This window comes from Bacillus sp. NPDC057893, assembly GCF_042796455.1.
In the GTDB taxonomy this organism is placed as follows: domain Bacteria; phylum Bacillota; class Bacilli; order Bacillales; family Bacillaceae_G; genus Bacillus_A.
Window position 1 is genome coordinate 399,367 of sequence record NZ_JBHVNG010000001.1, and the last position, 22,205, is coordinate 421,571.

General features: G+C 37.7%; 22 protein-coding genes and 2 other annotated features. All 22 genes read left to right on the forward strand.

Annotated elements, in window-relative coordinates; all coding sequences use genetic code 11:
- Window positions 1-82 precede the first annotated feature (82 nt).
- The 22 genes from hemB (at window position 83) to obgE (ending at window position 22,086) form a co-directional block, all read left to right on the forward strand.
- Window positions 83-1,072: a porphobilinogen synthase gene (hemB, locus tag ACFVQC_RS02255; RefSeq protein ID WP_377897342.1), complete on the forward strand. Its 990-nt coding sequence runs from the start codon at window positions 83-85 to the stop codon at window positions 1,070-1,072.
- Window positions 1,072-2,361, forward strand: a complete 1,290-nt coding sequence (gene hemL / locus ACFVQC_RS02260) for a glutamate-1-semialdehyde 2,1-aminomutase (RefSeq protein ID WP_377893247.1) — start codon at window positions 1,072-1,074, stop codon at window positions 2,359-2,361. The genes hemB and hemL overlap by 1 nt, the downstream gene beginning before the upstream one ends.
- A gap of 79 nt (window positions 2,362-2,440) precedes the next feature.
- The gene (gene spoVID / locus ACFVQC_RS02265) at window positions 2,441-3,463 is read left to right on the forward strand and encodes a stage VI sporulation protein D (RefSeq protein ID WP_377897344.1); all 1,023 of its coding nucleotides are present in this window, start codon (window positions 2,441-2,443) and stop codon (window positions 3,461-3,463) included.
- Between the two features lie 72 nt (window positions 3,464-3,535).
- Window positions 3,536-4,561: a spore coat protein YsxE gene (gene ysxE, locus ACFVQC_RS02270; RefSeq protein WP_377893249.1), complete on the forward strand. Its 1,026-nt coding sequence runs from the start codon at window positions 3,536-3,538 to the stop codon at window positions 4,559-4,561.
- A gap of 203 nt (window positions 4,562-4,764) precedes the next feature.
- Window positions 4,765-4,996: a binding site (T-box leader), on the forward strand.
- A gap of 38 nt (window positions 4,997-5,034) precedes the next feature.
- A complete protein-coding gene (locus tag ACFVQC_RS02275) occupies window positions 5,035-7,680 on the forward strand; it encodes a valine--tRNA ligase (RefSeq protein WP_377897345.1) in 2,646 nt (881 codons plus the stop codon).
- Between the two features lie 94 nt (window positions 7,681-7,774).
- A complete protein-coding gene (locus ACFVQC_RS02280; protein ID WP_377897347.1) occupies window positions 7,775-9,076 on the forward strand; it encodes a bifunctional folylpolyglutamate synthase/dihydrofolate synthase in 1,302 nt (433 codons plus the stop codon).
- A 164-nt stretch (window positions 9,077-9,240) separates the two neighbouring features.
- On the forward strand, window positions 9,241-10,200 hold the full coding sequence (locus tag ACFVQC_RS02285) for a stage II sporulation protein B (RefSeq protein WP_377897348.1): 960 nt from the start codon (window positions 9,241-9,243) through the stop codon (window positions 10,198-10,200).
- 219 nt (window positions 10,201-10,419) lie between these two features.
- Window positions 10,420-10,995 carry a Maf family protein gene (locus ACFVQC_RS02290; protein ID WP_002112047.1) on the forward strand — a complete coding sequence of 192 codons (576 nt, stop codon included), beginning with the start codon at window positions 10,420-10,422 and terminating at the stop codon, window positions 10,993-10,995.
- Between the two features lie 50 nt (window positions 10,996-11,045).
- Window positions 11,046-11,723: a DNA repair protein RadC gene (gene radC, locus ACFVQC_RS02295; protein WP_002015368.1), complete on the forward strand. Its 678-nt coding sequence runs from the start codon at window positions 11,046-11,048 to the stop codon at window positions 11,721-11,723.
- Between the two features lie 158 nt (window positions 11,724-11,881).
- Window positions 11,882-12,901: a cell shape-determining protein MreB gene (mreB, locus tag ACFVQC_RS02300; RefSeq protein ID WP_002015369.1), complete on the forward strand. Its 1,020-nt coding sequence runs from the start codon at window positions 11,882-11,884 to the stop codon at window positions 12,899-12,901.
- Window positions 12,902-12,942: 41 nt separating this feature from the next.
- Complete coding sequence (mreC, locus tag ACFVQC_RS02305; RefSeq protein ID WP_002145588.1) at window positions 12,943-13,794, forward strand: rod shape-determining protein MreC; 852 nt, start codon at window positions 12,943-12,945, stop codon at window positions 13,792-13,794.
- 14 nt (window positions 13,795-13,808) lie between these two features.
- Complete coding sequence (mreD, locus tag ACFVQC_RS02310; protein ID WP_002145590.1) at window positions 13,809-14,354, forward strand: rod shape-determining protein MreD; 546 nt, start codon at window positions 13,809-13,811, stop codon at window positions 14,352-14,354.
- 35 nt (window positions 14,355-14,389) lie between these two features.
- Window positions 14,390-15,076, forward strand: coding sequence for a septum site-determining protein MinC (gene minC, locus ACFVQC_RS02315; protein WP_002112042.1), 687 nt, complete (start codon window positions 14,390-14,392; stop codon window positions 15,074-15,076).
- A gap of 2 nt (window positions 15,077-15,078) precedes the next feature.
- Window positions 15,079-15,876 carry a septum site-determining protein MinD gene (gene minD / locus ACFVQC_RS02320; protein WP_000503308.1) on the forward strand — a complete coding sequence of 266 codons (798 nt, stop codon included), beginning with the start codon at window positions 15,079-15,081 and terminating at the stop codon, window positions 15,874-15,876.
- 134 nt (window positions 15,877-16,010) lie between these two features.
- On the forward strand, window positions 16,011-16,757 hold the full coding sequence (spoIVFA, locus tag ACFVQC_RS02325) for a stage IV sporulation protein SpoIVFA (protein WP_002145591.1): 747 nt from the start codon (window positions 16,011-16,013) through the stop codon (window positions 16,755-16,757).
- Window positions 16,750-17,610 (forward strand): M50 family metallopeptidase, encoded by an 861-nt coding sequence (locus ACFVQC_RS02330; protein ID WP_002145592.1) that lies wholly within the window; start codon window positions 16,750-16,752, stop codon window positions 17,608-17,610. The genes spoIVFA and ACFVQC_RS02330 overlap by 8 nt, the downstream gene beginning before the upstream one ends.
- Before the next feature lie 42 nt (window positions 17,611-17,652).
- Window positions 17,653-19,062: an Rne/Rng family ribonuclease gene (locus tag ACFVQC_RS02335; protein WP_377897349.1), complete on the forward strand. Its 1,410-nt coding sequence runs from the start codon at window positions 17,653-17,655 to the stop codon at window positions 19,060-19,062.
- A gap of 77 nt (window positions 19,063-19,139) precedes the next feature.
- Window positions 19,140-19,218 (forward strand) — a sequence feature (ribosomal protein L21 leader region).
- A gap of 14 nt (window positions 19,219-19,232) precedes the next feature.
- On the forward strand, window positions 19,233-19,541 hold the full coding sequence (gene rplU, locus ACFVQC_RS02340; RefSeq protein ID WP_000270907.1) for a 50S ribosomal protein L21: 309 nt from the start codon (window positions 19,233-19,235) through the stop codon (window positions 19,539-19,541).
- 11 nt (window positions 19,542-19,552) lie between these two features.
- A complete protein-coding gene (locus ACFVQC_RS02345) occupies window positions 19,553-19,897 on the forward strand; it encodes a ribosomal-processing cysteine protease Prp (RefSeq protein ID WP_002008596.1) in 345 nt (114 codons plus the stop codon).
- 3 nt (window positions 19,898-19,900) lie between these two features.
- The gene (gene rpmA / locus ACFVQC_RS02350; RefSeq protein WP_000944957.1) at window positions 19,901-20,191 is read left to right on the forward strand and encodes a 50S ribosomal protein L27; all 291 of its coding nucleotides are present in this window, start codon (window positions 19,901-19,903) and stop codon (window positions 20,189-20,191) included.
- A gap of 63 nt (window positions 20,192-20,254) precedes the next feature.
- Window positions 20,255-20,803, forward strand: a complete 549-nt coding sequence (locus ACFVQC_RS02355) for a sporulation initiation phosphotransferase B (protein WP_002145594.1) — start codon at window positions 20,255-20,257, stop codon at window positions 20,801-20,803.
- A complete protein-coding gene (gene obgE / locus ACFVQC_RS02360) occupies window positions 20,803-22,086 on the forward strand; it encodes a GTPase ObgE (protein ID WP_002015378.1) in 1,284 nt (427 codons plus the stop codon). The genes ACFVQC_RS02355 and obgE overlap by 1 nt, the downstream gene beginning before the upstream one ends.
- Window positions 22,087-22,205: the final 119 nt, after the last annotated feature.

A 22,205-nucleotide genomic window follows, 5' to 3' on the forward strand; every position in this document is an offset into this window, starting at 1 on the left:
TCTTTGCTCTAGCCGAATTTTGAGATGGGAGTCTTACTGCCCGTTAACGCGGGATAAAATAAAAGAATGGGGATAGAAATCTATGAATTCTTTACAATTTAATCGTCATCGTCGTCTAAGACAAAGCGGGGGTATGCGTGCACTTGTGCGTGAAACATTTTTACATACAGAAGATTTTATTTATCCTATTTTTGTATTAGAAGGAGAAAATACTCGTAATGAAGTTCCTTCTATGCCAGGCGTATATCAAATGTCTTTAGATTTATTGCAAGCTGAAATGCAAGAGGTCGTTGATTTAGGTATTCGTTCTGTTATTGTATTTGGTTTACCTGCTGAAAAGGACGAAGTTGGATCATCGGCATATTGTGAGCATGGAATTGTACAGCGTGCAATTAAGCAAATTAAGAATGAGTTCCCAGAGCTAGTAGTAGTTGCAGATACATGTTTATGTCAATTCACAAGCCATGGTCATTGCGGTGTTATTGAAGATGGCGTTATTTTAAATGATGAGTCTCTTGCAGCTCTTGCAAAAACAGCTGTAAGTCAAGCGAAAGCAGGGGCGGACATTATTGCACCATCTAACATGATGGATGGATTTGTAACAGCAATTCGCCATGCATTAGATGAAAATGGTTTCGCGCACGTACCAGTTATGTCGTATGCTGTGAAATATTCATCAGCATTTTACGGACCGTTCCGTGATGCAGCACATGGTGCACCGCAGTTTGGTGATCGTAAAACATATCAAATGGACCCAGCGAACCGTATGGAAGCATTCCGTGAAGCAGAATCAGATGTAATGGAAGGGGCAGACTTCTTAATTGTAAAGCCAGCTCTTTCTTATTTAGATATCGTTCGTGATGTGAAAAATAGCTTTAACTTACCCGTCGTTGCTTATAACGTAAGTGGTGAATATTCGATGATTAAAGCAGCAGCACAAAATGGTTGGATTAATGAAAAAGAAGTTGTACTTGAGAAATTAATTAGCATGAAACGCGCAGGAGCAGACTTGATTATTACGTATCATGCAAAAGATGCAGCAAGATGGTTACAAGAAGGAGGCGCTAAATAATGAAAAAGTTCGATAAGTCGATTGCGGCGTTTGAAGAGGCACAAAATTTAATGCCTGGAGGCGTAAATAGCCCTGTTCGTGCCTTTAAGTCTGTTGGTATGAATCCGCTGTTTATGGAGCGCGGAAAAGGCTCTAAAGTATATGATATCGATGGGAATGAATACATCGATTACGTATTATCGTGGGGACCTTTAATTCATGGTCATGCGAACGACCGTGTTGTTGAGGCTTTAAAAGCTGTTGCTGAAAAAGGAACAAGCTTTGGTGCCCCAACAGAAATTGAAAATAAATTAGCGCAGCTTGTTATTGAGCGCGTGCCATCAATTGAAATTGTACGTATGGTTAACTCTGGAACAGAAGCGACAATGAGTGCACTACGTTTAGCTCGAGGTTATACAGGGCGTAACAAAATTTTGAAATTCATTGGTTGTTACCATGGTCATGGCGATTCTTTATTAATTAAAGCAGGTTCTGGTGTGGCGACGCTAGGTTTACCAGATAGCCCTGGTGTACCAGAAGGTGTAGCGAAAAATACGATTACAGTAGCGTATAACGATTTAGAAAGTGTAAAATATGCTTTCGAACAATTCGGTGATGACATCGCTTGTATAATTGTAGAACCAGTGGCAGGGAATATGGGTGTTGTTCCCCCGCAACCAGGATTTTTAGAAGGACTTCGTGAAGTGACAGAGCAAAACGGTGCACTACTTATTTTTGATGAAGTAATGACTGGATTCCGTGTTGCTTATAATTGTGGGCAAGGTTACTACGGCGTAACTCCTGATTTAACTTGTTTAGGTAAAGTAATCGGTGGTGGCTTGCCGGTAGGAGCATACGGTGGTAAGGCAGAGATTATGCGTCAAGTTGCACCAAGCGGACCGATTTACCAAGCCGGAACATTATCGGGTAATCCACTTGCAATGACAGCAGGCTATGAAACGCTAGTGCAGTTAACACCAGAATCATATGTGGAATTTGAGCGTAAAGCAGAAATGTTAGAGGCTGGACTACGTAAGGTAGCTGAAAAGCATAATATCCCGCATCACATTAATCGTGCAGGTTCTATGATTGGCATTTTCTTTACAGATGAGCAGGTTATTAATTATGATACAGCAAAATCTTCAAACTTAGAATTCTTTGCAGCTTACTATCGTGAAATGGTAGAACAAGGTGTATTTTTACCACCTTCTCAATTTGAAGGTTTATTCTTATCGACAGCACATAGTGATGCAGATATTGAGGCGACAATTGCGGCGGCTGAAATTGCAATGTCAAAATTAAAAGCATAATTTCTTAGAGAAAATCGCTTTCCATTAGGGGAGCGATTTTTTTTATTCATAAAGTAGCCGTAGGGAACATAAATCTGTAATGACCTATAGTTTGGGAGGGGGAAAAGAAGTGGCAACAGATCATTCATTACGATTTTCGTTAAAAGAATCTGTTTGGTTCCAAAAGGGACAGGAAGTCGAAGAACTTTTGTCAATTTCGTTAGATCCAGACGTTGAGATAGAGGAGCTCGATCATGAAGTTATCGTGAGAGGGCAATTAGATTTAACGGGAGAGTACGTTGCAAGGCAAGATGATTCAGCTTATTCATTAAGAGAGCTATCACCAGCAAAGGCAATTGATTATGTAGAAACAAGGGCAGACGGGGTTAATGAGCTTGTCCATTCCTTTCCGCTCGAAATATCAATTCCAAGAAATCGAGTGAAAGTAATTGAAGAATTATATGTATCAATCGAGGAATTTGATTATGAATTAAAGGAAAATGGTTGCTTACAACTATTAGCGGATATATCTATTACAGGTTTATGTGACGAAGAAAGAACCGAGGATGAAGAGGAAGAGATGGCGTATGCCGAGTTGGAAGCTGATTCAGCTGAAGAAGGTGAAAGTAGACCTGGGCCGCACGAAGAGGTACCAGCCTATAAAGAATCAGATGGATGGGAAGATTATGCATTTGAACCGTTTCAGCTAGAAGAAAGAAAAGAGCAAGAAATAGAAGAAGAGGAAATAGAAGAAGAGGAATTAGAAGAACATGAATTTGCGGGGCGTGAAGAGGAGAAAGAAACGACGCCACAATTTGAATTGTTCGGGCGAAAAAATTTCAAGAAAGAAAAAGCGAAAAAGCAGGAAGAGCCAGAGGAAGAAACATATTCACAGCGAGATGAAAATGCACTTTATTTAACGAAATTATTTACGAAAGAACCAGAAGAAGAATTTACGAAGTTAAGAATGTACTTCGTACAAGAAGGAGATACAATTGAAGCTGTTGCAGAACGTTATGAAACGACTGTACAAAACTTACATCGTGTAAATCAATCAGAAGATATATATTTAACTACAGGGCAAATTATATATATTCCTGTTTCAAAAGCAAAGGTGAAATAAGTGAGTGAGTTTTTTCACTCACCTCTTTTCTTTTCCTAGAAGCTATGTTTTGAATAAGAAAGGGTTATTCGTATGGATATTGAATTACGAAATCGCTATGAACCCATTGTGAGGCAATATAGATTGGACACTCAGCATATGGAAGAGCACGGAAGTGTAATGAAAATTTATACGAATCAAGGTCCGTATGCGTTAAAGAAAATACAAGATAGAAAATTAGAGCGGAATAATTTTTTGCACCATATTCAATATTTGAAGGAGAAAGGTTTTTCAAATTATGTACCTATCTATCATGCGACGGACGGGAATTATGTTTTAAGTGATGGGACGTATAGTTATTATTTAATGCCTTGGTTAGAACGTGCGGAAGGAAACGGAGAAGATAATGATCAATACCATAAGATGTTTCAAACGCTCGGGACGTTGCATCAAAAAACAGTGAAAGAGGAGACTTATACAGAAGAAGATTTAAAAAAACATTATACAAATATATCCGATCGTTGGGAAAATGATGGTGAGATGTTAGAAGAGTTTCTTGTAGAATCTGAAGCGAAGTGGTATATGTCGCCATTTGAATTACAATATTGTACGTATTATCACCATGCTATGAGAGCACGTGAGTTTGCAACGAAACAGTTAAGTGAATGGCACGATGCAATGAAAGAAAAGGAAACGACACGTACTACTTTCGTTCATGGAAATGTATCGCTTAATCACTTTTTATTTGATTATGAACGAAACGGTTATTTTATTAGTTTAGAAAAGTCTCAGTTTGCTACACCGGTACAGGATATTGTCAGCTTTTATTCAAGGTCTTTGAACACATATCCAATTGCGCGGAGTGATCGCTTTGAATGGTATCAAATGTATCAAAAAAATTTTCCATTTACGAAAGAAGAGCAGCTTCTTATGTTTGCGTATATGACGTACCCGTCGCATTTTATTCGGCAAATTCAGTCGTATACGAAAAGAAGAAAGAGTCGTAATGAAGAAAATGAGCTCCGCGGGGTGAAAACTCTGCAGCAATCGCATTGGCTCATTAGTAATACAGAATATTTCCTTTCGCAATTACAAGCTGCCCAGCAAGGGAACGGATAAAGTGGAATTTTAATCAGTGGGGGTTTTGTTCATTCCCACTGATTATTAGCCTTCATCAATCGGGATAAAGAAGGTAAGTAGGGAGAAACCTGCTTATCTTCTTTTTATTAGTTCCATAAAGAGATAAAGGTCGCAGTTTCAAATTTATCTTGACGAATAAGGTTTCGTTTTTTACACTATTGTATATAATAATTAACAATCATATAAATGCCTTGAAGGGGAAGAGTATAACATGAAACGTCTTCAGAGAGGAGAATCATTAGCTGGGAGATTCTCTAGATAGTTATGTTAGAAGGTAGCCCTGGAGCATCTTTTCTGAACGGAATAGTTCTCATTAGGAAAAGACGGATTTGTCCGTTATCAAATTAAGAGTATAAGCAAATTCTGAATTTGTTTGTAAATAAAGGTGGTACCGCGATGTCCCTCGTCCTTTTTTGGATGAGGGACATTTTTTATTTTAAGGAGGGAAAATAATGTCAAACACGGAAAAGAATTTACCAACTAAATATGATCATATGTCCGTTGAAGAAGGCCTTTATAAGTGGTGGCTTGAAGGCAAATATTTCGAAGCAACAGGAGACGAGAAGAAACAACCGTATACAATTGTAATTCCACCTCCGAACGTAACTGGTAAGTTACATTTAGGTCATGCTTGGGATACAACTCTTCAAGATATTTTAACTCGTACGAAGCGTATGCAAGGATACGATGTATTATGGCTTCCAGGAATGGACCATGCTGGTATCGCAACACAAGCGAAAGTAGAAGGGAAACTTCGTGAAGAAGGTATTTCACGTTACGATCTTGGCCGTGAGAAATTCCTTGAAAAAGCTTGGGAGTGGAAAGAAGAGTACGCTTCTCACATTCGTCAACAATGGGGAAAAGTTGGTTTAGGACTAGACTATTCTCGTGAACGTTTCACATTAGACGAAGGTTTATCTGATGCAGTTAATAAAGTATTCGTTCAATTATATGAAAAAGGCTTAATTTACCGTGGTGAGTATATCATCAACTGGGACCCAGCAACACGCACAGCTCTTTCTGATATTGAAGTAATTCATAAAGAAGTTCAAGGTGCATTCTACCATATGAACTATCCGCTAACAGACGGTTCAGGTCACATTCGCCTTGCAACTACTCGTCCAGAAACAATGCTTGGTGATACAGCAGTAGCAGTTCATCCAGAAGATGATCGTTACAAACATTTAATCGGAAAAACAGTAACACTTCCAATTGTAGGCCGTGAGATTCCGATTATTGCTGATGAATACGTAGAAAAAGACTTCGGAACAGGCGTTGTAAAAATTACACCAGCTCATGACCCGAATGACTTTGAAGTAGGTAACCGTCATGACTTATCACGTATTTTAGTAATGAACGAAGATGGAACGATGAACGAAAAAGCTGGTAAGTACAACGGTATGGATCGTTTCGAATGCCGTAAAGAGTTAGTGAAAGACTTACAAGAAGCTGGCGTATTAGTAGAAATCGAGCCTCATATGCACTCAGTAGGTCATAGTGAGCGTAGCGGTGCAGTTGTTGAGCCTTACTTATCAACACAATGGTTCGTAAAAATGGCTCCACTTGCAGAAAAAGCGGTAAAACTTCAACAAAAAGAAGAAGAAAAAGTAACGTTCGTACCAGAGCGTTTTGAAAACACATACTTACGCTGGATGGAAAACATTCATGACTGGTGTATTTCTCGTCAATTATGGTGGGGTCACCGCATTCCAGCTTGGTATCATAAAGAAACTGGTGAAGTATACGTAGGTACAGAAGCGCCAGCGGATATTGAAAACTGGAATCAAGATAACGACGTACTTGATACATGGTTTAGTTCAGCACTATGGCCATTCTCAACACTCGGCTGGCCGAATGAAGATGCAGCAGACTTTAAAAAGTTCTATTCAACAGATGCTTTAATAACTGGTTATGACATTATCTTCTTCTGGGTATCTCGTATGATTTTCCAAGGTTTAGAGTTTACAGGAGAGCGTCCATTTAAAGATGTATTAATTCACGGTTTAGTTCGTGATGAGCAAGGACGTAAAATGAGTAAATCTCTTGGTAACGGTATTGATCCGATGGATGTTATCGAGAAGTATGGTGCAGATGCAATGCGTTACTTCTTATCAACAGGAAGTGCACCAGGTCAAGATTTACGTTTCAGCATGGAAAAAGTAGAATCTACTTGGAACTTCATTAATAAAATTTGGAATGCATCACGTTTCGTATTAATGAACATGGATGACATGAAGTATGAAGAAATCGATTTAACTGGTGAAAAATCAGTTGCAGATAAGTGGATTTTAACTCGCTTAAACGAAACAATCGAAAGTGTAACACGTAACATGGATAAATATGAGTTCGGTGAAGCTGGTCGTTCATTATACAACTTCATTTGGGATGATTTCTGTGACTGGTACATTGAGATGGCGAAACTGCCACTATACGGTGAAGATGAAGAAGCTAAGAAAACAACTCGTTCTATTTTAGCTTACGTATTAGACCAAACGATGCGTCTATTACACCCATTCATGCCATTTGTAACAGAGAAAATTTGGCAGCATTTACCGCATGAAGGCGAGTCTATTACAGTAGCGGCATGGCCAACAGTTCGTGAAGATTTACAAGATAAAGAAGCGGCAGCAGAAATGCACCTTCTAGTTGATATCATTCGCTCTGTTCGTAACATCCGTGCGGAAGTAAATACACCAATGAGCAAAAAAGTTCAAATGCAAATTAAAGCAAAAGACGAGGCAGTACTAGCTCAGCTTACGAAAAACAGTTCTTACATTGAGCGTTTCTGTAACCCAAGTGAACTAACAATTAAGATTGATTTACAAGCGCCAGAAAAAGCGATGACTGCAATCGTATCAGGTGCAGAGTTATTCTTACCATTAGCTGATCTTATCAATCTTGATGAAGAGAAAGCACGTCTTGAAAAAGAACTTGAGAAGTTCGATAAAGAAGTAGAGCGTGTACAGAAGAAACTTTCAAACCAAGGATTCGTAGCGAAAGCTCCTGCAGAAGTTATTGACGGAGAGCGTGCGAAAGAGCAAGATTATCTAGAAAAACGCGAAGCGGTTCGTCAACGTCTAGCTGATCTTGAAAAATAAAAATGTTTTTCAGAGACTCACTATATTGGTGAGTCTCTTTTCTTTGCGTATAATAGAATTAAGAAGTTTGTCTTTTGAAAGGGGAATAGCAAACGTGATACATACATACGAAGAAGCGATAAGCTGGATTCATAGCCGATTGAAATTTGGGATAAAACCAGGACTAGAAAGAATGCAATGGATGTTGGAAGAACTCGGAAATCCAGAGCGTCATATAAAATGTGTGCATCTTGCCGGCACAAATGGAAAAGGTTCAACTTTAACATATATGCGCTACATGTTAGAAGGTGCGAAATATAAAGTAGGAACGTTTACATCGCCTTACATAGAAACATTCAATGAACGTATTAGTGTAAACGGAATACCGATTGCAGATGAAGAGATTGCGGAACTTGTAAATATGGTAAAGCCAGTCGTTGAAAAATTAGATGAGACGGACTTAGGAGAAGCGACTGAGTTTGAAATCATTACAGTAATGGCAATTTGTTATTTCGGTAAAGTTAATTTCTGTGATGTTGTTTTATTTGAAACGGGGCTTGGGGGAAGATTTGATTCTACAAATGTTATTCATCCGGTTCTCACGATTATTACGAATATCGGCCACGATCATATGCATATTTTAGGAAATACACTAGGAGAAATTGCATATGAAAAGGCAGGGATTATTAAGTCTGGTGTTCCAGTTATTACTGGTGTGAAAAATGAAGAAGCATTACAAGTAATTCAAAAGGTTGCTAAGGAAAATCATGCAAGCTTATATGAATTTGGAAAACAGTTTACAACATTACATAAACATTCTAATGAAGATGGGGAACATTTTGATTTTGCTTGTCCATTCGCCTCATTTGAAAATGTTCGGATTTCAATGAAAGGTATTCATCAAGTAGGCAATGCAGCGCTAGCGCTTATGGCAGTCATGTATTTAAAAACATATTTATCATTTTTAATTGATGAAGAGGAAATGAAAGCTGGCTTACAAGAAGCCTACTGGATTGGTCGATTTGAAAAGTTACAAAGTAATCCAGATATTATAATAGATGGTGCCCATAATCCAGAAGGTATTGAAAGTCTTGTAAAAACAGTAGAGGCACATTATAAAAAGAAGAATGTAATAGTTTTATTTACTGCTCTTGGTGACAAACAGTTACATAACATGGTAGGGCAATTAGAAAAAGTTGCTGATGAAATAATATTTACGACGTTTGCCTTTGATCGTGCCATTTCTGCTGACAAGCTTGCATCGTATTCACAACAAGAATCAAAATTAGTTTTTGAAGATTGGAAAGAGGCAATTGATACAAAAGTTGATATGATTGGAGAAAATGATGTCTTTATCATAACAGGTTCTCTTTATTTCATTTCTGAAGTTCGAAAATATATTCGCGAGAAAAACTAGATAGTCTTTGCTATCTAGTTTTTTGTTCTACAAATGAAGTCAAATGCATACATATAAGATAATAATATAGGGTTATTTGACGAATTCCTCTGACAAATATCTCGTTTTTTTGTGGAATGAATATGATATGATGCGGACAACGACAAGAGGTGAGGTGTGAGTGTATGGACAAGCAATCACGAACAATCTCGGTGAAAGTAAATGGAACAGAAGCGAAGTATGAGGAAAAAAAGAAGGATGAGTTTGACTGGATGGTAGCAGAAAGTGAGAGACCGAAAAATGTCGTTCCGTTTCAAAAAGCGAAATCAGTATCTATGGAAAAATATCGAAAGAAGTGGAGTAATACATTAATTGCAATCGTTGCAACTGCAATTGTTATTGGTACGGCGTTTGGAATGGGAATGCTTCATTTAACAGGACAAGGGACGACAGGGGGAAGCGAAGTAACAGCTTCGAAGCAGACGGGGAATGAAGAATCAAAGGTGGGTGGAACGGCAGAACAAACACCGGCACCAAAAGAGGAAAAACAAAAAGCACAGGTAGGAACGTCATTAGACCCGATGAAATTATTTTTTGTTCAAGGAGGGATTTATTCTTCCGAAGAAAAGGGACAGGCCGCTCTTGAAGAGTGGAAAGGCAATGGAGGCGTGGCTGCTTTGAAACCGAGTGGTGATAAGTATGCGTTAGTTGTTGGTATTACGAGCGATGAACAGGCTGTTAATCAATTAATAGATCAGTATAAGCAAGATGGTGTTTCAGTTTTGAAAAAAAATTGGGATATTACAGATAAAGTATTGCTCAAAAATGATAAAGAAGTAGGAATGTTTTTAGCGAAAGTGCAGCCATTATATACTCATTTAACAAAATATGTGTCCAGCGTACAAACTAGTGGAAAAAGTAATCCAAAAGATGTAGAGGCGATTGAAAAAGAGTGGAAAGTTATTGAAAAGGAAGGGAAGAGTATGAAGCGTGAAGATGCGAAGAAGCTTTATACGTATACGTCAATAGCGGTGCAAACGATTAAGGAAGGGAAGAACGATAAGGAATCTGTAGCTAAATTAAATCAAGTTATTATTGATGGATTACTTTCGTACGAAAAAATGGTTTCACAAAAAGTGAAATAATAAGATAATAAGATGAAGGGGAAAGAAGTACATATACTTCTTTCTTTTCTTTTGAATTTAGAGCAAAGTGCTTTCTGTATGGGCAGAATATAATCGTATTTAAAAAGAACTATTATTTTGTTTAGAGAAAATGATATTTCTAGAATTTGTGGGGAAACTATTCCTTTGATACGATTGATTTGAATTATTCTGCTTCATGCGAGAAGGGAAGGAGAAAATATGAGGAAAATTATTTTAGCTTCAGGATCACCTAGGAGGAAGGAACTGCTTGAATTAGCTGATGTGCCATTTGAAATCGTTGTTAGTGAAGTAGAAGAGACGATTGGTGCATATTTATCACCTTCTGATATTGTTATGTCGCTTGCTTTGCAAAAAGCATCTGCTGTGGCAGAAAATCATAGTGATCACGTTGTATTAGGTGCAGATACAATTGTTACATATGATTCACGTATTCTTGGAAAGCCGTCTAATGAGGCTGAGGCGAAAGAAATGTTACGATTATTATCGGGGAAAACACACGAAGTATACACAGGTGTTGCAATTATATTGAAAGAAAAAACGGTAACTTTTTATGAACGTACAGAAGTAACATTTTGGGAATTAACAGAAGAGGAAATAGACGTATACGTTGCATCGAAGGAACCACTTGATAAAGCAGGAAGCTATGGAATTCAAGGTAAAGGGTCTATTTTTGTTCAACATATTCAAGGGGACTACTACAGTGTAGTTGGCTTGCCAATTGCGCGTCTTGTCCGTGAATTAAAACAGTTTGATAGCGATGTAACCCATGCGTAAAATTGCATGGGGTTTTCTTTAGGAGAAATCGTAAAAAAAGGGGTGGAGAGATGAACGGTATTCGTGATGTTGTGAGAGAAGAACAGCCACGGGAGCGTTTATTGTTAGAAGGAGCAGGAAGTTTATCGAATCGAGAACTTCTTGCAGTTTTACTCAGAACGGGTTCTAAAGAAGAAACGGTGTTAACGTTATCAGATAATATTCTACATCATTTTGACGGCTTACGAATGTTAAAGGATGCAACGTTAGAAGAGATGATGAGCATTCATGGTGTTGGGATTGCAAAGGCGTCGCAGCTTATGGCTGCTTTTGAATTAGGTAGAAGAATGGTACGTTTAGAATATCAAAATAGATATAGTATTCGAAGTCCAGAAGATTGTGCGAGTTATATGATGGAAGAGATGCGTTTTTTGCAACAGGAGCATTTTGTTTGTTTATATTTGAATACGAAAAATCAAGTTATACATAGGCAAACTATTTTTATTGGAAGTTTAAATACGTCGATTGTGCACCCAAGGGAGGTTTTTAAAGAAGCGTTCCGTCGGGCAGCAGCCTCTATTATATGTCTTCATAACCATCCCTCAGGAGATCCGGCGCCGAGCCGTGAAGATATTGAAGTTACAAAACGACTAGTAGAATGTGGTCGAATTATTGGAATTGAAGTGCTTGATCATATCATAATAGGTGACCATAAATTCGTGAGTTTAAAGGAAAAAGGTCATATTTAAGACTATTCTTTTTACCTATTTTGTTTTATAATGTGATTTATGAGTTTTTTGTAGAAAATTATCTACAAGAAGGATACAGATATAAAAAAACGTACTGTTTTTATAAATATAAAGTAAGAAAAATGAGTCCGTGAAAATAAGAAGGGAAGATAAATGATATGTTTGGATTTGGTGGATTTACTCGCGATCTTGGAATTGACTTAGGAACAGCGAACACGCTTGTATATGTGAAAGGAAAAGGTGTAGTTTTACGTGAACCTTCAGTAGTAGCATTACAAACTGATACGAAACAAATCGTGGCGGTAGGTAGCGATGCAAAACAAATGATTGGTCGTACACCAGGAAACGTAGTGGCACTTCGCCCTATGAAAGATGGTGTAATTGCTGATTATGAAACAACAGCAATAATGATGAAATACTACATTCAACAAGCTCAAAAATCAAATGGATTCTTCTCACGTAAGCCATACGTAATGGTATGTGTACCATCTGGTATTACAGCTGTAGAAAGACGGGCGGTAATCGATGCGACTCGTCAAGCTGGTGCTCGTGATGCTTATCCAATCGAAGAGCCATTTGCAGCAGCAATTGGTGCAAACTTACCTGTTTGGGAGCCGACTGGTAGTATGGTTGTTGATATCGGTGGTGGTACAACAGAAGTTGCAATTATTTCTTTAGGTGGTATTGTAACAAGTCAATCAGTTCGTGTTGCTGGTGATGATATGGACGATTCAATCATTCAGTACATTAAGAAAAGCTACAACCTAATGATCGGTGAAAGAACAGCAGAAGCACTAAAATTAGAAATCGGTTCTGCAGGCGAGCCAGAAGGTATCGAGCCTATGGAAATTCGCGGTCGTGATTTAGTAAGTGGTTTACCAAAAACAGTACTAATTCAACCAGAAGAAATTGCAGATGCATTAAAAGATACAGTAGATGCAATTGTAGAATCAGTTAAAAATACGTTAGAAAAAACTCCACCTGAATTAGCAGCGGATATTATGGACCGTGGTATCGTATTAACAGGTGGTGGGGCATTACTACGTAACTTAGATAAAGTTATTAGTGAAGAAACAAATATGCCAGTTCTTGTTGCAGAGGACCCATTAGATTGCGTAGCAATTGGAACGGGTAAAGCATTAGACAATATCGATCTTTTCAAAACTGCTGCTCGATAATATTGCAAAATAAAAATCACTGAAATTAAGAGGGTGTGAACGTGCCACAGTTTTTCTTAAACAAAAGATTAATTGTTTTGTTAGTTAGTATTATTCTTCTCGTGGCATTGATTGGAATCTCATTGAAAGAACGGAATAGTTTAACATGGCCAGAGCAGTTTATTAAAGATACTGTCGGTGTTGTAGAACGTGTATTCCAAAAGCCAGCGAATTATGTTGCCGGATTCTTCGAAAACGTAGAAGATGTAAAGCGCACGTATGAAGAGAATAAAAAGCTGAAAGCAAAATTAGATACTACCGCAGATTTATCTGTAGTAGTGAAAAATTTAGAGGATGAGAATAAAAAACTACGAGAATTAACTGGTAAAGAAAAGTCCCGTGGTGATTATACGGAAGTACAAGCTAGTGTGGTTTCTCGTAATCCCGATAAATGGTACGATTTAGTTGCAATTGATAAAGGAGCACAGCAAGGGATCAAAAAAGATATGGCTGTTGTAACTCCGAAAGGTTTAGTTGGACGCGTAAAAAGTGCATCTCAGTTTACATCGTCAGTAGAGTTGTTAAGTTCTATGAGCCGAACAAACCGTGTTTCTGCTATTGTACAAGGACAAGAAAATATCTTTGGATTGATTGAAGGTTACGATAAAGAAAAACAACTACTTCTTTTCACAAAGATTAGCTCTGATGCAAAAGTAGAAAAAGATCAACTAGTTGTAACATCTGGACTTGGTGATATCTTCCCAAAAGGTCTTGCGATTGGGAAAATTGTTGATGTTCAGCCAGATCCATACGGTTTAACAAAAACAGCTTATGTAAAACCATCCGCTGATTTGAATGATGTAGAGCATATTATAGTTGCAAAACGTGATATGCCTACAGCGTCGTTAGAATAGGAGGGGGAGAAGAGATGATGACGATTTTAAAAAGAGCAGCTCTTCCTCTTCTGCTCCTTTTTGTTTTTTTATTTGAAAATATGTTCTCTACTGTTGTTCCAACAGACGTCTTTTGGAAAGGCAGTATAGCAGCACCGCATTTCTTTATAATTGTGTTATGTTTTATTACAGTGTACTATAGTCCGATTCAAGGGATTTACTACGGACTATTATTTGGTTTCTTATTTGATACCGTATACACAGAACTGGTCGGAATATATATTTTTGCTTATCCGATTTTAGCTTATTTAGTTTATAGTGTGATGAAGGTATTACAATTAAATTTATTTATTGTCGCTTCTATCGTACTGGCTGGCATTGCAGCATTAGAGTATTATGTGTATGGGTTTTTAACTTTGTTAGGACGTACTCACATGTCAGCATCTGTCTTTTTCACAGATCGTCTCCTTGCTACTTTATTGCTAAATGGAATTTTCTTGTTAATAGTTTGTTTCCCACTGAGACGATATTTAGTGCGTCTTTCAAAAGCGATAGAAGAAAAAGAAAAAAGGATTTTCTAATTTTATGTCGAATTGAATCGGTGGGGTGAACTTTAGTGGAAGAAAAAAAGCAACAAAATGTAACGATAAAAGGGACAAAAGATGGAATAACACTTCATTTAGATGATTGCTGTTCATTCTCCGAACTACTAAAAGAATTGGATGAAAAGCTTTCTACACATTACTATGAGGGTGACGGACGTTCTTTAATTGAAGTGCGTGTTAAAGTAGGAAATCGCTATTTAACAGAAGTACAACAAGAAGAGATTCGTACGTTAATTCGCAATAAGAAGAATCTTGTTGTGGAATCAATCGAAAGTGATGTTATAACAAAAGCAGAAGCAATAGCTTGGAAAGAAGAAACAGAAATTGTCCCTATTTCCAAAATTGTTCGCTCTGGACAAGTGTTACATGTAAAAGGCAATTTATTATTAATTGGAGATGTTAATCCAGGCGGAACGGTTATCGCTGGGGGGAATATTTTTGTCGTGGGATCATTAAGAGGAATTGCACACGCGGGGTATGATGGAGATTCAGAAGCTGTTATTGCTGCATCTAGTATGAACCCTATGCAACTCCGAATTAGTGATGTGACAATGCGGGCTCCGGAAGAGAAAGAAGACGGAGCAGAGGCGGCAGAATGTGCGTACATTAATGAGAACAATCACATTGTTGTCGATCGCCTGCAACTTCTCACTCATCTTAGACCTAATTTAACAAAGTTAGAAAGGGGAATTGTATAGCTGTGGGAGAGGCAATAGTAATTACATCTGGAAAAGGCGGAGTAGGTAAAACTACAACGTCTGCGAACATTGGTACAGCCCTTGCGTTATCTGGAAAAAAAGTATGTTTAATTGATACAGATATCGGTTTACGCAATTTAGACGTAGTAATGGGGCTGGAAAATCGTATTGTATTTGATCTTGTTGATGTCGTTGAAGGGCGTTGTCGTTTACCTCAGGCTCTTATTAAAGATAAGCGTTTTGATGATCTTTATTTATTACCTGCAGCACAAACGAGCGATAAATCGGCGGTAACACCTGAACAAATGGATGAATTAATACAAGTATTACGTCAAGATTATGATTACATATTAATTGATTGTCCTGCGGGGATTGAGCAGGGGTTTAAAAATGCAGTAGCAGGTGCGGATAAAGCAATCGTTGTAACAACACCAGAAGTATCCTCAATGCGTGATGCGGATCGTATTATCGGACTTTTAGAGAAAGAAGATATTGAACCACCGAAACTTGTCATTAACCGTGTGCGTAGTCATATGCTTCATGAACAGGATATGTTAGACGTTGATGAAATCGTACGTACACTGTCAATCGAGCTTCTTGGAGTTGTCGAGGATGATGATGAAGTTATTCGTGCTACGAATACAGGTGAACCTGTAGCACTGCAACCTAGTGGGAAAGCAGCAATAGCTTATCGTAATATTGCAAGACGCTTGTTAGGTGAGAATGTACCATTACAAGCATTTGAACAAGAGAAAGTATCGGTATTTACAAAGATGAAGAATTTCTTTGGAATCCGTTAAAAGCACTTCGCATAAATGCGGAGTGCTTTCTTTTTTCTTCGCATGAATATCTTCCTTCTATAACTCATACATATGTACAAACTGTATATAACTGTTTCTATATTAAATAAGGCTAACGAAAGAAAGGAGACAGTATGAAGAATAGACGTGTGGAAGAAATTAAAAAGCGGATTGCGAAAAGGAAAGCAGAGCAAGAATTGCTAGAAGAAGAGCGGTATTTTGCGGGAGGAGATTTTGATAGCGAAACGGTCTTTATTGAAGAGGGGGAGAAGGAAATTCATCCTCTATTTCGAAAAGAAGTTTTTCTCTTCAAAGTTTTGCTATCAGCAATATTAGTTCTTTCTGTTGCTATTTTATATAAGAATGCTCCTTCTTCTTTCGATGGTGCTAAAGCTGTTACAGAAAAAGTGATGAAAGAGGAGTTTCAGTTTGCCACTGTAGCGAAATGGTACGAAAAGCAGTTTGGAAAACCTCTCGTATTCTATTCGCCTAATGAAAGAAAGGAAGGAACGATTCAGCAAAAAGATTATGCAATTCCCGCCTCTGGAAAGGTGATGCAAGGCTTTCAAAAAAATGGTCAAGGTGTATTTGTCCAAACAGCTACAAATGCAACAGTTGAGTCAGTGAATGAAGGGCTAGTTGTTTTTGCGGGCAAGAAAGAGGAACTTGGAAATACAGTTCAAATTCAGCACGCTGATGGCACGGAGTCATGGTATGCAAATTTAAATGATATGTCAGTAAAATTATATGATTACGTTTCAAAGAAACAAAAAATTGGAATAGTGAGTAATGATGAAAATAATAAAAATGGCAAATTTTATTTTGCAATAAAAAAGAATGAAAAATTTATTGATCCAATTCAGGTGATTTCATTTGATTAAATATAGGGATGTTTTCACGAAAATTTCCGTGCATCCGTTGTTTTGGGTTATTATTGTCATTGGTATTTTTACGGCGCGTTTTAAAGAGTTACTATTGTTATTTTGTATCGTTCTCATTCATGAACTTGGGCACGCTTTTGCCGCAGCGTATTATAATTGGCGTATTAAACAAATTCAGCTTTTGCCGTTTGGTGGCGTAGTTGAGATGGAAGAGCATGGGAATAAATCGTTAAAAGAAGAATTAATTGTCGTTATGGCGGGGCCAATTCAGCATATATGGATGATTGCGGCCGCTTACATTTTGTATCAAGCGGGCTGGGTAACTGATGATTTGTACCATTTCTTTGTATGGAATAATGTCATTATTTTAGGGTTTAATTTATTGCCTATTTGGCCACTTGATGGTGGAAAAGTATTATTTAATGTATTATCATATCGTTTTCCCTATTTACAAGCACATGAAAAGATGATGAAATTGTCATGTGTTTTTTTTAGTGTAATATTAGGATGGCAGTTACTTTGGAATAGTAATAACATTATGATGTGGGTATTACTCGTTTTTCTAGCGATTTCTTTATATCAAGAATGGAAACAAAGACGGTACGCATTTATGCGTTTTTTATTAGAGCGTTATTATGGGAATAAAAGAGATATTGAAAAAATAGCACCTATTGAGGTAAAAACGGAAGATCATTTATATACGATTTTCACAAAATTTCGCAGAGGATATAAACACTCTATTATCGTCCATGGAAAATATAAAGAGCATTACACATTGGACGAAAATGAATTGTTGTATGCGTATTTTGCTGAAAAACGAACAACCTCATCTGTTGAAGAATTAATTGGTTAGTGTTGACGACGACACTAACCTTTTATATTGTAAGGAAAAGAAATGAAAAGTGAGGAAAGAATTTTGAAGACGTTATATATTAACTACACTGGTTCGGAAAAGCGTGTTGCGATAGAAGAGAAACAAAAAATTGTCGAGCTTTTATGGAAACGGAATGAAGAGCAGGAGATTGTCGGACATATTTATGTTGGGCGTATCGTAAGAACAATTGCAGGAATGAACGCAGCCTTTGTAAATATCGGATTAGAAAAACATGCATATCTTTCGTATGATGATGTACCATCTTCATATCGCATACATGAAGGGCAGGCGATACTTGCACAAGTTGTGAAAGAGGCAATTGATACGAAGGGGCCAAAATTAACGGCGAAGATAGAATTTACCGGAAAATATGTCGTTTACATGCCGTATGATGACATGCGCGCTGTTTCTCGGAAAATAAAAAATAATAAAAGAAGACAACAGTTACTGGGAATTGAAGTAGAAGGAACGGGTGGATACATTTTCCGTTCTGCTTCTGAAAAAGGAACGATCGATGAAATACAAGCTGAAATGCAAGGGTTGCAGCAGTTATATGAAGAGTTAAAAAGAAAAGAAGATCAAGGGAAGGCGCCCTTACTACTTCATCAACCAGCGACGTTTTTAGATCGTGTATTTCAGGAGAACCCAATTGAAACAATTGAAAAAATAGTTGTAGATACGAGAAGTATAGTAAAAGAATTAGAAGAAAAAGTAGGGAAAGAAAGAGTATCCTTTTATAATGAAAAATCTTCGATGTTTAACCATTTTGGAATAGATCGTGAAATCGAGAAAGCACTTCAAAAAATTGTGTGGCTACCAAATGGTGCCTATCTAATTGTAGAACAAATGGAGACGATGACTGTAATTGATGTGAATACAGGTAAATTTACTGGAAAACAAAATTTACAAGATACCGTATTTCGCACAAATGAAATGGCTGCTGAAGAGATTGCTCGTCAATTAAGACTTCGTGATATTGGCGGGATGATATTAATTGATTTTATTAATATGAAAAGACGGGAAGATAAAGAGAAGGTAAGAGAACGTCTCATAGCTGCTATGCAAGATGATCGCACATATACAAGGGTGCTTGGGTTTACAGAGTTAGGTATTTTAGAGATGACGCGAAAACGTAAGAAACATTCGTTACGTGACGTATTATTAGAAGAATGTGTACCTTGTAAAGCGACGGGGTATGTTATGTCTTATGAAACAATTGCATATGAGCTAGAGAGAGAATTAATTACATATGGCAATATAGAAGATGAAGCAGTATTAATCGCTGCACCAAAAATTTTGCAAAAACATTTTTCACAAAAAGAATTACAAAAAAATATTCCATTTGAAATTTATTTCAAAGATGATATTATCGAAAAGTACGCTATTATCCGTTTTGGAAGTAAGAAAGAAATTGTAGAACGGAAAAAATAGTTAGCAGAACATTCATTGACAATAGTCAATGAGTCATGGTAATATTTTTATGTTATAGTTTATAGCACCTAAACTGCTATATGCTACAACCGCACAAGACAGGTTCCCTAAAGACATTTTATGTCTACCTCGTTTTTGGCGAGTCTTAGTAATTAAGAGGAGGTGCAAGTATGTACGCAATTATCGAAACAGGTGGAAAACAAATTAAAGTTGAAGCTGGTCAAGCAATCTACATTGAAAAATTAGATGTTGAAGCTGGTGAAACTGTTACTTTTGACAAAGTTCTTTTCGTTGGTGGCGAAAACGTGAAAGTTGGTAGCCCAGTTGTAGAAGGTGCAACAGTTACTGCGAAAGTTGAAAAACAAGGTCGCGCTAAGAAAATCATCGTTTTCAAATATAAAGCGAAAAAGAACAATCGTAAGAAACAAGGTCATCGTCAACCTTACACTAAGCTAGTAGTTGAAGCTATCAACGCTTAATTCTGGTTAAGATGATTAAGATTACGATAAGTCGCACGAAACTAGGAAGTATCCAATCATTTAAAATGACTGGACATGCCAATTATGCGCCACATGGACAAGATCTTGTCTGTGCTGGAACTACAGCGGTTGTGTTTGGCTCTATAAATGCAGTGGAAGAACTTTGTAATGTGCAGGCAACTATTGAACTCGGAAGTGATGGCGGATTCTTGACGTATGAATTGCCTAATGATTTAGACGTTCATACAGCAGAAAAAGCACAAATACTTTTAGAAGGATTGGTTGTTTCACTTAAGACGATTGAACTTGATTACGGAAAGTATATCCGTTTAATAGAAAAAGTGCAGGAGGTGTAACGTATGTTAAGATTAGATCTTCAGTTTTTCGCATCTAAGAAAGGTGTAGGTAGTACAAAGAACGGTCGTGACTCTCAGTCAAAACGTCTTGGTGCTAAACGCGCAGATGGTCAAACGGTTTCAGGTGGTTCAATTCTTTACCGTCAACGCGGTACAAAAATTTATCCAGGTGTTAACGTTGGTCGTGGTGGCGATGACACTTTATACGCGAAAGTTGACGGCGTAGTACGCTTTGAGCGTCTTGGTCGTGACCGCAAACAAGTGAGCGTATATCCTGTTGCTCAAGAAGCATAAGAACTCACGGAAAACTCTAACCTGAGTGCAGGTTAGAGTTTTTCTATATTAAGGGGTATCTAAATGAATGAAAAATGGACAATTATAGATGCGTTGAGCCACTCAAGGCATGATTGGCTCAACCGTTTGCAGATGGTTAAAGGAAATCTTTCCCTTGGAAAAGTGGAAGAAATTCATAGGCTCATCGATCGTTTTGTCCAAGAAGCGAGACAAGAATCCAATCTGATGGGGCTATCAATGCCTTTATTTTCAGAGTGGATTTTAACATATAATTGGAAACAGCAACCGTGCTTATTGGAGTACGAAGTATTAGGGAAATTACATAACTTATCTCATCTAGATGAGACTGTATGTACATGGACGAATCAGTTTTTCTTAATGCTTCAGCATAGTTTAGACGTATATGTTGAAAATTATGTTTGTATCACAATTGAATGTGACGCGGAGAATGCTCGTTTCTTTTTTGATTTTCGTGGAAAGCTAACGAATGTAGAAGAACTACAAACGTGGCTTGCGAACCAAAACAATAAATGGTATTCCATTTCTTATACAGTACGAGACGAAGAAGTCTCAGTTATATTACAACTAATCGAAAAAAGTGTGGTGAAATAATGTTTGTAGATCAGGTCAAGATATATGTAAAAGGCGGCGACGGTGGTAACGGAATGGTTGCGTATCGTCGTGAGAAGTATGTACCTAAAGGTGGCCCAGCAGGTGGCGACGGTGGTAAAGGTGCAGATGTTGTTTTTGTTGTTGAGGAAGGCTTACGTACATTAATGGACTTCCGCTACCAACGTCATTTCAAAGCTGATCGCGGTCAGCACGGAATGAGTAAAGGTCAGCACGGCCGTAAATCTGAAGATTTAATCGTAAAGGTTCCACCAGGAACAATAGTAAAAGATGAAAAAACAGGTGAAATTCTTGCCGATTTAGTAACGCATGAACAAACAGCTGTAATCGCAAGAGGTGGCCGTGGTGGTCGTGGTAACTCACGTTTCGCAACAGCGACGAACCCAGCGCCAGAAATCGCTGAGAACGGGGAACCAGGTCAAGAACGTGATGTCACGCTAGAACTTAAAGTGCTAGCAGATGTTGGACTTGTTGGATTCCCAAGTGTAGGTAAATCTACATTATTATCTGTTGTATCATCAGCGCGTCCGAAAATTGCAGAATATCACTTTACAACAATCGTTCCGAATCTTGGTGTTGTTGAAACTGGTGATAACCGCAGCTTCGTTATGGCTGACCTTCCTGGACTAATTGAAGGCGCACACTCCGGCGTTGGACTTGGACACCAATTCTTACGCCATATCGAACGTACACGTGTAATTGTGCACGTTATCGATATGTCTGGTTTAGAAGGACGTGAGCCATATGAAGATTATGTCACAATCAATAATGAACTAAAAGAATATAATATGCGTTTAACTGAGCGTCCACAAGTTGTTGTTGCAAACAAAATGGATATGCCAGATGCAGAAGAAAACTTACAAGCATTTAAGGAGAAATTGGGAGACGAAGTGAAAATTTTCCCAATCTCAGCTGTAACGAAACAAGGTGTTCGTGACTTACTATTTGAAGTAGCGAACTTATTAGAAACAACACCAGAATTCCCAATGTACGATGATGTAGAAGAATCTGAAGCAAGTGTAATGTACAAATTTGAATCTGAATCTAATTTTGAAATTACACGCGAAAGTGATGGCACATTTGTTATTTCTGGTTATGACATTGAGAAAACATTCAAGATGACAGACTTCTCACGTGATGAATCTGTACGCCGATTTGCTCGTCAAATGCGTGGAATGGGTATCGATGAAGCCCTTCGTGCACGCGGTGCAACAGACGGAGATATTGTAAAAATTCTTGAATATCAATTTGAATTTATCGATTAAGACTGCCGAAATATGGCGGTCTTTTTTTTTTCACTATTTGAGTTCAGTAAAGATCCGATTCGTATAGGCGAACTATAAGTCGATATAGGAAAAAATCCCCATTGATTAAAGTTTCAATT

Bases quoted from the DNA above. Each gene is read 5' to 3' on its own strand.
- hemB (WP_377897342.1), top strand. From the start codon at position 83: ATGAATTCTTTACAATTTAATCGTCATCGTCGTCTAAGACAAAGCGGG.
- hemL (WP_377893247.1), top strand. From the start codon at position 1,072: ATGAAAAAGTTCGATAAGTCGATTGCGGCGTTTGAAGAGGCACAAAAT.
- spoVID (WP_377897344.1), top strand. From the start codon at position 2,441: ATGACCTATAGTTTGGGAGGGGGAAAAGAAGTGGCAACAGATCATTCA.
- ysxE (WP_377893249.1), top strand. From the start codon at position 3,536: ATGGATATTGAATTACGAAATCGCTATGAACCCATTGTGAGGCAATAT.
- ACFVQC_RS02275 (WP_377897345.1), top strand. From the start codon at position 5,035: ATGTCAAACACGGAAAAGAATTTACCAACTAAATATGATCATATGTCC.
- ACFVQC_RS02285 (WP_377897348.1), top strand. From the start codon at position 9,241: ATGGACAAGCAATCACGAACAATCTCGGTGAAAGTAAATGGAACAGAA.
- ACFVQC_RS02290 (WP_002112047.1), top strand. From the start codon at position 10,420: ATGAGGAAAATTATTTTAGCTTCAGGATCACCTAGGAGGAAGGAACTG.
- radC (WP_002015368.1), top strand. From the start codon at position 11,046: ATGAACGGTATTCGTGATGTTGTGAGAGAAGAACAGCCACGGGAGCGT.
- mreB (WP_002015369.1), top strand. From the start codon at position 11,882: ATGTTTGGATTTGGTGGATTTACTCGCGATCTTGGAATTGACTTAGGA.
- mreD (WP_002145590.1), top strand. From the start codon at position 13,809: ATGATGACGATTTTAAAAAGAGCAGCTCTTCCTCTTCTGCTCCTTTTT.
- spoIVFA (WP_002145591.1), top strand. From the start codon at position 16,011: ATGAAGAATAGACGTGTGGAAGAAATTAAAAAGCGGATTGCGAAAAGG.
- ACFVQC_RS02335 (WP_377897349.1), top strand. From the start codon at position 17,653: ATGAAAAGTGAGGAAAGAATTTTGAAGACGTTATATATTAACTACACT.
- rplU (WP_000270907.1), top strand. From the start codon at position 19,233: ATGTACGCAATTATCGAAACAGGTGGAAAACAAATTAAAGTTGAAGCT.
- ACFVQC_RS02345 (WP_002008596.1), top strand. From the start codon at position 19,553: ATGATTAAGATTACGATAAGTCGCACGAAACTAGGAAGTATCCAATCA.
- rpmA (WP_000944957.1), top strand. From the start codon at position 19,901: ATGTTAAGATTAGATCTTCAGTTTTTCGCATCTAAGAAAGGTGTAGGT.
- ACFVQC_RS02355 (WP_002145594.1), top strand. From the start codon at position 20,255: ATGAATGAAAAATGGACAATTATAGATGCGTTGAGCCACTCAAGGCAT.
- obgE (WP_002015378.1), top strand. From the start codon at position 20,803: ATGTTTGTAGATCAGGTCAAGATATATGTAAAAGGCGGCGACGGTGGT.